This is a genomic window from Bacteroides faecis MAJ27 (assembly GCF_900106755.1).
GTDB classification, from domain to species: Bacteria; Bacteroidota; Bacteroidia; order Bacteroidales; family Bacteroidaceae; genus Bacteroides; species Bacteroides faecis.
On record NZ_FNNN01000016.1, the window covers coordinates 89,743 to 103,566 of the forward strand.

General features: G+C 43.8%; 12 protein-coding genes and 1 tRNA gene. 1 reads left to right on the top strand and 12 read right to left on the bottom strand.

Translation table 11 applies throughout. The features are described 5' to 3' along the window. Positions 1 to 115: 115 nt before the first annotated feature. The 11 genes from gyrB to BLW31_RS14770 form a co-directional block, all read right to left on the bottom strand. On the bottom strand, positions 116 to 2,077 hold the full coding sequence (gyrB, locus tag BLW31_RS14720) for a DNA topoisomerase (ATP-hydrolyzing) subunit B (protein WP_010536157.1): 1,962 nt from the start codon (positions 2,075 to 2,077) through the stop codon (positions 116 to 118). A gap of 199 nt (positions 2,078 to 2,276) precedes the next feature. After that, the gene (rpsT, locus tag BLW31_RS14725; RefSeq protein WP_008763686.1) at positions 2,277 to 2,531 is read right to left on the bottom strand and encodes a 30S ribosomal protein S20; all 255 of its coding nucleotides are present in this window, start codon (positions 2,529 to 2,531) and stop codon (positions 2,277 to 2,279) included. A gap of 41 nt (positions 2,532 to 2,572) precedes the next feature. Then, positions 2,573 to 2,644, bottom strand: a tRNA-Glu gene (locus BLW31_RS14730). Between the two features lie 665 nt (positions 2,645 to 3,309). Beyond that, positions 3,310 to 4,287, bottom strand: a complete 978-nt coding sequence (locus tag BLW31_RS14735; RefSeq protein WP_010536158.1) for a FimB/Mfa2 family fimbrial subunit — start codon at positions 4,285 to 4,287, stop codon at positions 3,310 to 3,312. Positions 4,288 to 4,319: 32 nt separating this feature from the next. Next, a complete protein-coding gene (locus tag BLW31_RS14740) occupies positions 4,320 to 5,816 on the bottom strand; it encodes an Mfa1 family fimbria major subunit (RefSeq protein WP_029425209.1) in 1,497 nt (498 codons plus the stop codon). 25 nt (positions 5,817 to 5,841) lie between these two features. Next, the gene (locus tag BLW31_RS14745) at positions 5,842 to 7,257 is read right to left on the bottom strand and encodes a DUF3868 domain-containing protein (protein WP_010536160.1); all 1,416 of its coding nucleotides are present in this window, start codon (positions 7,255 to 7,257) and stop codon (positions 5,842 to 5,844) included. A 41-nt stretch (positions 7,258 to 7,298) separates the two neighbouring features. After that, entirely contained in the window at positions 7,299 to 7,490 is a 192-nt protein-coding gene (locus tag BLW31_RS14750) for a hypothetical protein (protein WP_010536161.1), read from the bottom strand. 13 nt (positions 7,491 to 7,503) lie between these two features. After that, on the bottom strand, positions 7,504 to 8,067 hold the full coding sequence (locus tag BLW31_RS14755; protein ID WP_010536162.1) for a DUF3575 domain-containing protein: 564 nt from the start codon (positions 8,065 to 8,067) through the stop codon (positions 7,504 to 7,506). A 12-nt stretch (positions 8,068 to 8,079) separates the two neighbouring features. After that, complete coding sequence (locus BLW31_RS14760) at positions 8,080 to 9,135, bottom strand: DUF3868 domain-containing protein (RefSeq protein WP_010536163.1); 1,056 nt, start codon at positions 9,133 to 9,135, stop codon at positions 8,080 to 8,082. A gap of 22 nt (positions 9,136 to 9,157) precedes the next feature. Continuing rightward, positions 9,158 to 9,775 carry a DUF3575 domain-containing protein gene (locus tag BLW31_RS14765; RefSeq protein WP_010536164.1) on the bottom strand — a complete coding sequence of 206 codons (618 nt, stop codon included), beginning with the start codon at positions 9,773 to 9,775 and terminating at the stop codon, positions 9,158 to 9,160. A gap of 405 nt (positions 9,776 to 10,180) precedes the next feature. Further along, positions 10,181 to 11,137 (bottom strand): tyrosine-type DNA invertase cluster 3b, encoded by a 957-nt coding sequence (locus tag BLW31_RS14770; RefSeq protein ID WP_010536165.1) that lies wholly within the window; start codon positions 11,135 to 11,137, stop codon positions 10,181 to 10,183. 141 nt (positions 11,138 to 11,278) lie between these two features. Between BLW31_RS14770 and recO the strand changes: the two genes are divergently transcribed. Then, positions 11,279 to 12,007: a DNA repair protein RecO gene (gene recO, locus BLW31_RS14775; RefSeq protein WP_010536166.1), complete on the top strand. Its 729-nt coding sequence runs from the start codon at positions 11,279 to 11,281 to the stop codon at positions 12,005 to 12,007. A 14-nt stretch (positions 12,008 to 12,021) separates the two neighbouring features. Here the strand turns inward: recO and BLW31_RS14780 are convergent, their stop codons facing one another. Continuing rightward, positions 12,022 to 13,761 (bottom strand): ATP-binding protein, encoded by a 1,740-nt coding sequence (locus tag BLW31_RS14780; RefSeq protein WP_010536167.1) that lies wholly within the window; start codon positions 13,759 to 13,761, stop codon positions 12,022 to 12,024. Positions 13,762 to 13,824: the final 63 nt, after the last annotated feature.

Genomic DNA, 13,824 nt, shown 5'->3' on the forward strand with positions numbered 1-13,824 from the left:
ACTGTTAGGTTTTATTAAGACATAGAAAAGCGCCGGCACGGAGGATTTTCCTTCGCTTGCCGACGCTTCTTCGTTGTAAGATGTGAGGTTGGTTTATAAAAACGTAATATTAAAATTATGTATCGATATTTGCATAAGTTGCATTCTCTTCGATAAATTCGCGGCGCGGACCTACGTCTTCACCCATTAACATGGAGAATATATAATCGGCCTCTGCGGCATTATCGATGTTAACTTGTTTCAACATACGGTTTTCGGGGTCCATGGTCGTTTCCCACAACTGCTGGGCGTTCATTTCACCCAAACCTTTGTAGCGTTGTGTATGGACTGCATTCTCCAGACCGCCGCCGTACGTATCAATGAATTTCTGGCGTTGTGCATCTGTCCAGCAATACTCTTCTACCTTACCCTTTTTGCAGAGGTAGAGTGGGGGAGTAGCAATATACAGATAGCCGTTCTGAATAATCTGCGGCATATAACGGAAGAAGAACGTCATGATCAGTGTGTCGATGTGAGAACCATCGACGTCGGCATCGGTCATGATGATAATCTTGTGATAACGCAACTTTTCAATGTTAGCCTCTTTGCTGTCGTCTTCTGTTCCGATAGTGACGCCTAGCGCTGTATATATATTGCGGATTTCATCGCTTTCCAGCGCTTTGTGGTACATTGCTTTTTCTACGTTCAGAATCTTACCGCGTAGCGGGAGGATTGCCTGGAACATACGGTTACGTCCCTGCTTGGCAGTACCACCTGCCGAATCTCCCTCGACGAGGAATAATTCACATTTTGAAGGGTCCTTATCCGAACAATCGGCCAACTTACCAGGCAGTCCACCTCCGGACATCGGAGATTTGCGCTGTACCATTTCGCGGGCTTTTCTTGCTGCGTGGCGTGCGGTAGCAGCCAAAATTACCTTGTCTACAATCGTTTTTGCTTCTTTCGGATGTTCTTCCAGATAATAAGCTAGTACTTCGCCGACAGCCTGGTCTACAGCACCCATCACTTCGTTGTTACCCAACTTCGTTTTGGTCTGTCCTTCGAACTGTGGTTCGGCAACTTTTACGGAAATAACGGCAGTCAAACCTTCACGGAAGTCGTCTCCCGAGATTTCAACTTTTACCTTTTCCAGCATCTTGCTGTCTTCGGCATATTTCTTCAGTGTACGAGTCAGTGCACGACGGAAACCTGCAAGGTGCGTACCTCCTTCGATTGTATTGATATTATTGACGTAAGAATGTACATTTTCAGAGAATCCTGTATTGTACATGATTGCGATTTCAATAGGAATTCCCTGCTTTTCGGAGTTCAGATAGATGACATCGTTAATCAAGTGCTCACGTGAGGACTCGATAAAGCGTACGAATTCTCTCAGACCTTCTTCTGAATAGAACACTTCGCTCTTGAAACTGCCGTCTTCTTCATTCACTACCCGGCGGTCGGTCAGAGAGATACGCAGACCCGCGTTCAGGTATGCCAATTCGCGCAAACGGGCAGCCAGGATTTTATAATCATATACTGTTTCGGTAAAGATGGTATCATCCGGCCAGAATTGTTGGCGGGTTCCTGTAATATCCGATACCCCTACTTCTTTTACAGAATAAAGCGGCTTACCAATTTCATATTCCTGCTGATAGATTTTACCATCACGGAATACCTGTGTAGTCATGTGTGTTGACAGTGCATTTACGCAAGACATACCTACACCGTGCAAACCTCCGGAAACCTTGTACGAACCTTTGTCGAACTTACCTCCGGCGTGCAGTACGGTCATTGCTACTTCCAGCGCCGACTTCTTTTCTTTTTCATGATAGTCGACCGGAATACCACGTCCATTATCCTGTACGGTGATTGAATTATCTTCGTTGATTGTCACTTCGATGTGGTCGCAATACCCGGCCAGTGCCTCGTCAATGGAGTTATCAACGATTTCGTATACCAAGTGGTGAAGTCCCTTTACGCTGATGTCACCGATGTACATCGCAGGGCGTTTTCTCACTGCTTCAAGACCTTCCAATACCTGGATACTATCCGCAGAATAAGACCCGTTATTGGGAGTGATTTGTTCTTCGCTCATAATTGCCTTTCTAAGTTATAATAACAGAGCAAATATAGTGAAAATTGTCGACTTGGCGAAGTTTAAGAGGTGAAAAATACAGAATAAAAGTGGAATTAGCGGTTGGGAAAGCGGTCTGATATTCAGTGGATTATAAACACAAAAGGCCGAACTTAAAAGTTCAGCCTGAATGCTATATAGAATTGTTATTTTTCTATTATTAAGCGAGCTTGTTGATGTAAAGAGCCAGCTTAGATTTCAGATTGTTAGCCTTATTCTTGTGAATAACATTTGTTTTAGCTAACTTATCCAACATCTTGGTGATGCCAGGATACATTGCAACAGCTTCTGTCTTGTCAGTAGTTGCACGAAGTTTTCTAACAGCGTTTCTCATGGTCTTACCATAATATCTGTTATGAAGTCTTCTTGTCTCTTCTTGTCTGATTCTCTTCAGTGATGATTTGTGATTTGCCATTTCGACTAATCTATTTTTTAGTTCTTTATTCTTTTTACTTGTAGCCCGTGGGGGAATCGAACCCCCCTTTCAAGAATGAAAATCTTGCGTCCTAACCGATAGACGAACGGGCCATCCTATTGTTGCATTTCTGCTTTTTGCTCTCTCGAATCAGTGTTTGTTTCTCGATTGCGGATGCAAAGGTAGGAACTTTTTTGAAACTGACAAACAATTCTTGAAAAAAATATCTGTTTTTCCTTCTTTTTTTTCTTGTGGTAGGCTTATGCTACTTGATTTTCAGCTAAATATGAAGTTGCGATTTGTCGAAAAAAAAATCTCTTTCCATAGTGCTATGGATAATAGCCTATGTTTACACCTTATTATATATAATAGACTTTACGTACTTAGCTCTTGGTTGTTACATCGTTTTCGAAAAAACGATAAGAACGCAGGTCGGGTTTCTGTTCAATGGTATCCTTCTTACTGCTCCCTATATAAATTGCAGTATAGAAAATGGCAACTTTTTCATTGTGACGGATAGAGTGCGTGATTCTGATTGTTTTAATAGATAACGAAAGTGCACTTGTCCTCGCTCGGACAAGTGCACCAACACAAACAAAACAAACAATTAATAAAACAGTCCTTCAATGAAGTGCCGTTTTATAAGGAAATTTGGCATGTTGTGGGAAACAAAACATGCGAAAAAAAGGGTATATCATACCACTCGGATACTTCACAGTAGCCTTTTCTGTAGAACATCTCACCTAAATTCCGTATACATACAATCAGCCATGTATTCTTAAGACTCCAGTTCTGAATCATTCAGCCGCACAGTCCATCCGTTTACCATTATTTTCGGGCATATCTTCGGAATCCCCATATCCGATGATTGGATGAAAAATAAAAGTGTATATGAATCCTGCCTGTCAAGATATTCCTGGTCGTCCATCTCATCACCGGTATAACTGTAGATTTTAGATAACAATAAATACTGGGTGAGCGGAAGACGCAGAATTTCCTGTCCGCTGGGTATATGCTTTATGGACAATGTGGTCTGATCTCCTTTCATGATGCGCAATGTGTTCAATCGCGCATGAATGACAGGAATATCATCAGAGAGTACACTGACCTCCTGCCGGTATGGGCGATAGTAAACGGGCTCTGTATCCGATGGAGTATTTGTATAATCCATTACCCCATTAGCAGCTTCCAGCGTGAAAGTAAAATCTTCCCGGTTCAGAAGGTTATTGTTTTCATCCTGAAGGATACATGAGAAATAATTGGTGTTCTTGACTAAAGGGGCGTCCCATACCTGATAATCACTGCTGACCGTCATATTTTCAAGGCTACCGTAAAAGAGGCCGTTCAATTTCCCGTTCATCTGTTTGTCATTGTCACATATCAATGACAGGAGCAATGATTCCCGTTCCGTCTGACCGGTTTTGAGATAAGGGAACCGGTATTGACGGTCGGAAGCTCCTCCCCACAAAAGCAGATGATAGCTCCCTTCGGGAAACGGCACTCTTACCATGCAGTAGCCTTGATGTAATGTGATACTGTCTACGTCCAGTCTGTCCACATACTTGTTGTTCTTGTCGAAAGCAAAAATGGTGATGTCTCCTACTTGTGAGGAAGCGGCATCCACATCCAGTATATTATAGGTATACGAGATTTTCAACCAGGTCCCGGTAGGGCAGTCTGACAGATCATCGTTCACCCAGTTGCAGGATGAGAACAGCGTGATAACGCAGATAATATGTAGTAAAAATGGACGCATTGGTAATAAATTTAGTTCAAAGTGGCCGATACTTATTCAAGTTCTACATCTTGGTTACGTACGGCCCACGGAAAAACATCGATGTTGATGTTCAGTTCTGCCTTGTATTCATCCGGTTGTTCCGGTTCGATAAACGGCTCGCCGCTGCCCAGACCTGCAACCTTATTGACTGACAGTCTGTATATGTTGTTGCGTACGATACCGAATTCCATTACTCCCATTTCAGTGTCATTGTTGTTGTCTTCATGCTTGATCCAGTAGTTGTAGTAGCATGCGTAGTTCTCGGTTTTCTTGAAACGCTTGATACTGTATTTGGCAAGCTCTTCCGTTGCAGAGTTGTCGGTAATGTCTCCGGGCAGGTTGTTAAGTACCAGTTTTCTGATTGCATTTACACTGGTGTAGAAATTGTAGTTGAAGTAAAACAGGTTGGTCGGCCAGTTGGACGGGTTGCTGACTGTTTCTCCGCTTTCGTCGAATACACGGTCGGTAGCAATGTCGAGGCTTGCTTTGAACATCACTCCTGTGGTATAGGCATTCATCTGGGCCGGACGGAACATACAGTTCTCCAGACAGTAGATGCGTGACCAGCTATTTGCCGGAGCCATGCCTGCCCAGTTGCTGTCGTTTATATTAAGTTGCACCAGTGCCTGTGCAAAGAAACCGTCCTCATTCTTAAAGTCTTCGGCACCTTCTACGGTTTTCTTGAAGAAGTAAGGGTCTATTACATAACCGTCGTTATCGTTTATGTTGCCGAAGTTCTCATCAGTGTATGAGTCCGGTTCCTGAAGGCTGGTCAGTACGGCTGTATGGCGGAAGGTGTAGAACTGAGTTGCCAGGTTCAGCATTCTGAAGTTATTGAGTTTGATAGTACAGTAAGTCTTTCCTGCCGGGTCTTTCAGGGGGAAGGTTTCCTGTGTCTGTGTCACTTCAATTTTGGCAACTACACGTTCCAGGCTGATGGAGATGTTGGTTACTTTGTCAGAGTCTGTGGGCTTGCTGACTTCAACGTTCAGGTTGGCAGCACCACGGTTGGTCATTACAAATCCTTCTTCGGGTACACTTGGAATCTTTCCTGTGCTGTAAGTCACCTTGTCGATGGCTCCGAGGAATTTGTCCTGTGTTGCGATGTCCCCTGTGATTGCTTCACCATTGGCGATGGCGAATACATTGTAGGTTCCCGGTTTCATTGTGATTTTGTTGGCGGTGTATTGTATTTTTTGTCCGCTTGTTCCTGCCAGTGTGATGTTTTCAAGAGGCTGCGACTCAACAAAAGTTTTGGTAACCGAGTCAAAGAAGTAGACAGTAAGGCTTTTTACTGCGTATTCTTCTTTCGAACCTTCTTCAGTTACGCCTGATGATTCGGCACTTCGGCTGACGGGAACATTCGGAATTTCAAGAAACAGGGCTACGTTGCCGTTCGAATCCGAGTGAGTCTTGTCGGGGATTGCTACATCTGCATCGTTGATGCAACTGTACTGTGTGGCTGCTGTAAACAGGAGCATTGCCATTAGTTTTGTAAATTGTTTCATCTTACCATTGATTTTAATTAAACATTTATTTAAGTTCTAATATTCGTTTCAGGTTGTCATCGGCTTGTGAAAGTCCGGCAGCTTTGGCCTGTCTGAAGAATGATTCCGCTTCTTCATACTGGTTCTTCAGAAGGTACAGGACGCCTTTTGCCAGTGCCGTTTCCGGTACTTCCGGTGCTTTCTCCAGATAATGCCCGGCGGATTTCACGTCTCTTTGCATCAGTGAGATGCAGGCTGCGTTCAGATTGGCTACGGGATTATCCGGAAACAATTGCACGGCAGTCATAAATATCTTGTTGTATGTTTCACTCCCCGGTGTGTGGGTAAGTGCGAGGCGGAACATCTCTTCAAGGCTCAGATTCTTGGGGTTGGTCACGAAAATATTTCGTGATTCTTCTACGCTGAAAGGACGTACATGATATTCGATGGTATAATCGGAATGCCTGAGCAGCGTGAACCAATGTTCGAGTACAAAGCGATAGAATGCCGGAAATTGTTTTTTCAACTTCTCTTCCTTGCGGTCGGGGTGCAGACTGCCTGTCACGATTCTCATGACCGTCTCTTTTTGCTGAAAGGCTGTATCGGTGAGAAGAGCTTCGAATCCTTCCCAATCTTCGGGAGTATGTGAGGTCTGGATATCCGTTTGGTCGAATGTATATAACCGGCATACATATTCCTTCAATGCCTGAGTACGTTCGCGGGATAATCTCTCGTTGAGTTTATAAGGTCCGTCGGGTGATGCATAACCATGAATGCTGATATGTGTGATTGTCACATTCGTATCATTTTTGATAGCATCTATTGTTTGAACGATCTTATTCAGTTCTGTTGCATTGTTGCTGTATGTTTCGTGTATGATCACATCGTTTACAGGGAAGTCGATGAATGCACACCCTTTCTCGGTTCTGGTTTTCAGCGCTTCCACTTGCGGAGTGAGAAATACGAGTTGCGGAATAGGTACCGGCTGCGGGTGCAGATGGGCGATACAGGTGAAAGCTTCTTCACCGGGGATGCCGCAGCCGCAACTTTTCTCTATCAGTGAGAGTGTAGCATGGTTCATCCATTTCTCAAAAGGAACGGATTGCAGATAATGCATACTTTGCTGACTTCCGTTTTTCCTTTGCAGTGACCGGGCTTCTTTCTCTTTTCTGCCCGTCTCACGCATAAATATGATTTGTTGTTTCCGGCTATTGATATAGATGGGTGGCAGTTCCATCCGGTGCTCCAGACTGTCGGTGACAACTGGAACAAGAACCAGCGATTCGTTGGACGAGAGGTCCCGGGTGATCTCTACCGAAATAGAAACCACCAGTTCTTCCCCTGCCTTGTGGAGGCTGGAAGCGGTGGTGCGGATCGTTCCGTTATCTTTCTCTACAGGCGTCTGTGCCTGTAGGGAAAGCGATGCCATGACCGCAATAATAAAAAATCCTCTCAGTTTCATAATTATACTAATCAATGAATCTATATGTAGAAATAGCCTGTTCACCAAGGATAGATATAAGATATGATTCCGCGTTGTTGCAGTTCTTCCAGAATCTTCATGTCCTTCGGTGTTTTTCCTCTACCGCCATGTCCTAAGTGATATACTTTCCACGGTGTAGACCGGTATTTGCGTGCTATCTCCATGTAAATATGCCTCCTTTTGGAGAACCAGACTTTCCATAATTTTTTCATTTTTCTTCTTTTCTTAAAATAGGTAGATTAAACTAATAGAGGCCTTATTAGGTCCTGCGTAATGATACTTTCCTTCCTCCTTTAGCTTTGCGCATTTATCTACGCAGTTGTATTGCCGGTAATGGATATATTCGTATCCTGCTCCCACACTTGTTTCTATGTTCCAGTGGTCGTTCAGCATCCAGTGATATCCACAGCTGATACCTCCGCCTGCCAGCCAGCCTTCGTACCGATGACGTTTCAGTTGGGAGAATACGCCGAAAGGCAGTTTCTTGCCTCCGATGTTGAATTGTGCGCCGTTCAGATAAGCCCCCAAGAAAAAGCCGTTATACTTCTGGCAAGTCCAGTATTTGTATTCAGGTTGCAGCAGCCAGTAGCGGTTGACATATTCTTCGCTCCGCTTCCAGGGTCGCAGGCTTCCGGTGAGTTCGACGGTGTTCTTGTTTCCTATGGCATACGAGATTCCTCCTCCGAAGGCTCCGTCTATGGCAGAAAGCGCATTCACTCTGATGGCCACTTTCTGCGAGTAAGCGTCCAGACATCCAAGAAATAAGAGCAGGAATATGAAACGTTTCATTGTATCCGTTGATTAAGGGCGTTTATTGTTCTCAAAAAATGCATTCAGATTGTATGCAGCCTCTTCGGAGCCTTCTGCTTTGGCGGCTTTCAGCATTCGGATACCTTCATAGGTATTTCCGGACATAAGTTCGTATACTCCGCGACAGTTTTTGTAGGCAAGGCTGTCATGGAGAGCCATTGAAAGGAACTTACCTGCCGATTTGACGTCTCCCTGTTCGATGGCGGCAGCTGCTGCATTCAGGTTGGCAACCGGGTGTACAGGATACAGTTTGACACTAATATTGATAATCTTGTAAAACCGGGCTTTATCTTCCGTATAAGACAGGGCGACAGTGTAGAGTTCGCGGAGCGATAACATCTGCGGATTGATCTCCGCTATCATTTTTGCCTCTTCAAGGCTGAAATTCAGTTCTTTCTGATTCCGTGCATCCACATCATCCGTTTCGGGAGAAACATAGGCACCCTTGTATTTCATCTTGTTGCCGGCTGCCGGAGTCACCGAACGTTCATTGACAGCAGGAAGGGAGACTATTTCTTGGGTAGCCGTACTGGAGGGAACTATTGTGCCGGAAGATGCCACTATGTTTTGAGGAGTTATGACGATCGTATCTTTCAGAGATTGTTCACCTTCCGGACGTACAATAGTTCTTTTGAGTGTCAGTGTCGCGTTGCTCATCCAGTCCTCCGCCGGCAATGAAGTCCGGTAGGAAATGGTACGTGAATGATTTTCGTCAATGCCGGCAATGAGATAAGCTTTTGCATCCTCTTCTTTCCGGTCATTCTTTTTGCGCAATATCTGATTGCGCAGATATAGCTTCTGTTTCTGCTTGCCGTTCAGTTGTATGTGTGGCAGCAGCACTTTTTTCTCCTGGCTGGTCAGTACGGGTATCAGCATAAAGGCACTTTTGGAATCCATGTCGTCTATATGGATTGAAATATCCATGGCCAGAAGCAATGAATCTGTACGGACACCGAAGAAGTGAGGGACGATATCCAGCTTAACGTTCTGTGCCGGGAGCAAGTTGCATATCAATAGACTGAAAAAGATGAATGCTTTCGTTTTCATGTTATGTTGTGATTTAATTGATTTACTGAATGAAATATACGAGTGATATTCCTATCTGCGTGGGGCCCCAATAGTTGCAGTGGGACTTTTCTATGAAGGCGGCGCCTTCGGGTTGTCCGTAACGTTTGTAGTTGAGGTGGGCATATCCCAGTGAGAGTCCTGCTTCCAGATTCCATTGCGGACTGATCATCCATTGATAACCGTAGGAGATGCCGAAGCCTGCCAGATTGCCTTGATACCGATTGTTGGCAATCTGCTTGTTTTCGATTCCCAGCATTTTACCGTTCCCGAATCCCCAGGGGAGCATACCGCCAAAGTTGAACAGGGCATAATGAACCTGAAAGCCGATATAACTTCCCATAAACGTTCCGCTAAACCATTTGCGGTATTCCGGCTGGAGCATGAAATGCTTCATCTTTTTATTTCCTCCGAAGTTCCAGGGATTGTAGTTGACGGAGAGACTGAGCGTATGCGTATCATCGCATCTTATCTCTCCCCCTATGTTGAATGTGGTTGTGAGGTCGTAGAGAAGATTGCTCTTGACAGCTATCTTTTGCCCGTATAGACTGGAAGCGGGCAGAAGACAGGAAAGGAGGATGCTTGCCAACATGCATTTTAAGACTGGTGTGAGTCCCTTCATGCTGCTGATCGGCAATATCCTTTTTTTATTACTATTGGGTTTGTGTGTCATAATCTTTTGTTTATGTGTTTCTGTTACTTCTTAGGTAACGGAAATCCGGTTTTGTGACCGGTATGTGGAGGGGAAAGAAGTAAAAAAGGCAGCGGTCTTTGAGTTATAAAGTGTATATATGAGTTTTCGGCTGAAAAACAGTCCGGCAGATACAATAGCGGTCTGGAACATGAAACAGATATAATTCATGCTCCTGTATTCTTTTTTATTTTTTTTGAAAGAAAGGGAGTAAAATAATGTATAATTAATTTGGAGTATGATGTTCTTTTTCTATATCTTTGCGCTGTATTTATTTCCGTTACCTAAGAAGTAATAGATAAGGTAATTTGTTTATATTCAATAGCTTGTCTCTCTCTATTTGCCTGTAAGGTAGTTCTCTACGTAAAAACAATTCAATTTATTCGCTTCTGTCCGTTTTTCCAGTCCAAAGCCTTTCAGATAAGTTTGCGTGGTTTTTATCGATTTATGTCCCAATGATTCGCTGATCATTTCGATAGGGATTCCCTGATATTTGGCGCTTGTTGCCCAGGAATGCCGGATGGTGTATGAAGTGACGGGCGATTTGATGCGCAATTCTCTGGAGAGGCTCTTCAACTGATTGTTGAAACGTCTGAGAGCCGACTGATATTCCTTATATCCTGCCTCTTCTTTCCTTTTTTTATCTCCTTTCATTATGTCGAACAGATAATCCGGATAATCGCCGGCGGAAGATTCATTGTTGCGCAGTCCGTTGATTGTCTTTTGGGCTGCTTCCAGTATTTCAACGCTCATGGGAGTGCCCGTCTTTATACGGTTATATCTCAGTACTCCGTGTGTCAATGCAGATTTCTCCAGATGTGCAAAGTCGGCAAACGGCATGCCGCAGAGCTGAAACATCAGTCGTGCTATTGCTTGTGTACGACACAGATGTCTGGACTTGGGCGCTTTGTAGAGTAGCATGTGCAGCTCGTTGATGGGCAGCGCCTTCTTCTGGCGGACATCTACTCCGGTGAATACATCACGAAACAGTCGGGGAATGAAACGGGCAGTGCCTGCTTCGACGCCCCGGTTGTAGATACTGCGCAGCATACGCATATAAGTCGATACGGTATTTGGTTTCAATCCGCAGTCATAAAGATACTGTCCATACCTTCTCAGGTTATCGCGGTTGACTTGCCCGAATGCCACATCGGGAGTATCACAAAACTTTGTAAATGAAAGAATTGCGTTTTTGTATACATGTGCCGTCGAGTAACGGCCTTCTTCTTGAAGACTTCGGATGTATGCTTTTGCGCATCCGGTAAAGCTGTTTTTATTACTTTTTCTTTTCATACTCTTGTCTATATTTACTTGTTATTCAGGGAGTATAACAAAAATAGCAATCTTTTTTGTTGTTAACGCCTCTAAAAAGCTCCCAATTGCCAGACATTTTTTTGTAGTTTTGTTCCGGAATGATAAAAAGAGGAGCGCACTATGCTGCAAAAGACGAAAGGAATAGTTCTACATACGCTTAAATATAATGATACTTCTATCATTGTAGATATGTACACGGAGTTATCCGGCAGGACTTCTTTTCTGGTTCCCGTGCCCCGTTCGCGGAAGGCGGCAGTCAAGTCGGTGCTTTTCCAGCCCTTGTCTTTTATCGAGTTTGAGGCAGACTACCGTCCGAATGCTACTCTCTATCGGGTGAAAGAGGCGAAGTCCTTTTATCCTTTCACTTCTATTCCTTATGATCCGTACAAATCTTCGATGGCACTTTTTTTGGCAGAATTTCTCTATCGTGCTATTCGTGAAGAGGCTGAAAACCGTCCGCTGTTCGCTTATTTGCAGCATTCTGTCATTTGGCTGGACGAATGTCGCGAAGGGTTTGCCAATTTCCATCTGGTTTTTCTGATGCGTCTTTCCCGTTTTCTGGGGTTGTATCCCAATCTGGAAGATTATCATAATGGTGATTACTTCGATTTGTTGAATGCTTGTTTCACTTCCAGTCGTCCGCAGTTGCATTCCTCTTATATTAATCCCGAAGAGGCAGGACGTCTTCGCCAGCTGATGCGTATGAATTATGAGACAATGCACTTATTTGGCATGAGCCGCGCAGAACGCACTCGCTGTCTGACGATTATGAATGATTATTATCGTCTGCATTTGCCGGATTTTCCAGCGTTGAAGTCTCTGGATGTACTGAAAGAATTGTTTGACTAGTTTTTTTTAACAGTCTAGACTTCTTCTACTCTTGTCAGTTTCCAACCTTGAAATACTAGTGCGATACTTTTTAGTTCTGTAGTTCCTTTGTCTTGCTGAATCCATTCGCTTGTGGCATACTGTTTCAACTGTGTTTTTGCATCAGTCAGCAGTTTCTCTATCTCGGTGTCGGAAGCATCTCGTTTAGCATACTTTACCTCGATACAGTAACTGTATACCATGTCGGGAAGTTGCAACAGGCGGGGTTGCAGAAAGATATCCGCATATCCTTTGTTGCTCTCATATTCGGGACGGGCAATGTAGTAATGCGTCAATCCCAGATAAGCCAGAATAAAGGTCTTTACGAAAGCCTCGCCTTCGATAAAGTCGCGGATACTGCTTTGAGCGTTTAGACGGTCGGCAATGTATTTGAAGTAATTTTCCCATTCTCCTTTGTACGCCATTCGTTTCATCCGATCCACTAGTTTATCTGTTTCCAAATAGAGGTCGGCAGAATCTTTGTAGATATCTGTCATGTAGCCGTAGAGTTGTTCGCGTACTGCCCAGTTGGGGACGCTCAGTCTGGGCTCTCCCATTTCCATGCCGCTGATGGTGAGCATACCATAATAATAGAGCAGGCTCTTAAAGTATTCCGGTTTGATAATATCTTCAGCAGGGAAGCTGTCAGCAATGATTCCGGTAGTAGAGCCTTTCTCTACGATTTCCTGTACCATACTTGCATTCTCGCCGAAAGTTCTGTCTACGTGGATGAGGTGGCGCAGCTTGTTGTAGTCGGTGCGGATGTTGGCATCGAGCATATTTTCGGGAATGTCTTCATTCAGCATATAGTGGTTCATGAAATAAAGTACCATATCCGAGTTATACATCGACGGCTCTTTTAGTGCTTTTAGGGCAAAACAATAATTGTCATACCATGGTTTCATGATGTCTATTAGTTCATTTGTGGTGTGCGGTAGCTTCCGGTAACTTTTGTAATAATCGATTAGCGTACGTACTTCTTGCTCATTAAATCCCATCATATTGTTAAAGGTGGGCGAATTGCTGTAATTTGCCGCAATGTTAAACCCACTGGTGAGATCATCCATTGTTACGGGACTTACGCCTGTAAGGAAGATCCGTTCAATCACTGAATTTGAATAGTCTTTCACCACTTTCAGGAAGCCACGGAAGAATCCGCTACCGTGAGTGATGCTGCGATAACGTTCGTTGCCATAATCAACCAGTATATTGTTGGCAAAGTTATCATATTCATCAAGGATGAGATATATCTTTTGTCCTTTGCTATTAGCACTTTGGCACAGTGATCCCAATAAAGCGTCTCCCGTTTTTAATTCGCGTAGTTTTTCGACGGCTTCTTCTCCTAGCAGATGGGCATTTCGTTCCGCGAATCCGGTCATTACTATCTTGCAATAGGTGTTGAATGATTCTTCTAAACGTTCCATACTGGAGGCTACACTACTGAAATTAAGTGCCAACACTAAGTATTTGTTGCGATCAGGAGTAGGATGCTTTCCTATGTAAAGTTCGCCAAATATTTTGTCGAACTTATCTTTCTGGTTGATGTCATAGTAATGACTAAGCATGCTTAAAAAAAGGCTCTTACCGAAACGGCGCGGACGGACAAAAAAGAAGAAACGACTTGTGTTTTCTACTTTAGTAATATAGTGAGTCTTGTCCACATAGTAATAATTATCACAGATGATAGACTCAAAATTCGTCATCCCATAAGGTATCTTCTTTATTGTAGCATCCATAACCACTTCTTTTTTTTATGTTGAGAACAAAAATAGTTTATTTTCCTTTATATGGCAACTAAA

What these genes read in the sequence shown, in the direction of transcription:
- gyrB (WP_010536157.1), bottom strand. Translation starts at nt 2,077, where the DNA reads ATGAGCGAAGAACAAATCACTCCCAATAACGGGTCTTATTCTGCGGAT.
- rpsT (WP_008763686.1), bottom strand. Translation starts at nt 2,531, where the DNA reads ATGGCAAATCACAAATCATCACTGAAGAGAATCAGACAAGAAGAGACA.
- BLW31_RS14735 (WP_010536158.1), bottom strand. Translation starts at nt 4,287, where the DNA reads ATGCGTCCATTTTTACTACATATTATCTGCGTTATCACGCTGTTCTCA.
- BLW31_RS14740 (WP_029425209.1), bottom strand. Translation starts at nt 5,816, where the DNA reads ATGAAACAATTTACAAAACTAATGGCAATGCTCCTGTTTACAGCAGCC.
- BLW31_RS14745 (WP_010536160.1), bottom strand. Translation starts at nt 7,257, where the DNA reads ATGAAACTGAGAGGATTTTTTATTATTGCGGTCATGGCATCGCTTTCC.
- BLW31_RS14750 (WP_010536161.1), bottom strand. Translation starts at nt 7,490, where the DNA reads ATGAAAAAATTATGGAAAGTCTGGTTCTCCAAAAGGAGGCATATTTAC.
- BLW31_RS14755 (WP_010536162.1), bottom strand. Translation starts at nt 8,067, where the DNA reads ATGAAACGTTTCATATTCCTGCTCTTATTTCTTGGATGTCTGGACGCT.
- BLW31_RS14760 (WP_010536163.1), bottom strand. Translation starts at nt 9,135, where the DNA reads ATGAAAACGAAAGCATTCATCTTTTTCAGTCTATTGATATGCAACTTG.
- BLW31_RS14765 (WP_010536164.1), bottom strand. Translation starts at nt 9,775, where the DNA reads ATGAAGGGACTCACACCAGTCTTAAAATGCATGTTGGCAAGCATCCTC.
- BLW31_RS14770 (WP_010536165.1), bottom strand. Translation starts at nt 11,137, where the DNA reads ATGAAAAGAAAAAGTAATAAAAACAGCTTTACCGGATGCGCAAAAGCA.
- recO (WP_010536166.1), top strand. Translation starts at nt 11,279, where the DNA reads ATGCTGCAAAAGACGAAAGGAATAGTTCTACATACGCTTAAATATAAT.
- BLW31_RS14780 (WP_010536167.1), bottom strand. Translation starts at nt 13,761, where the DNA reads ATGGATGCTACAATAAAGAAGATACCTTATGGGATGACGAATTTTGAG.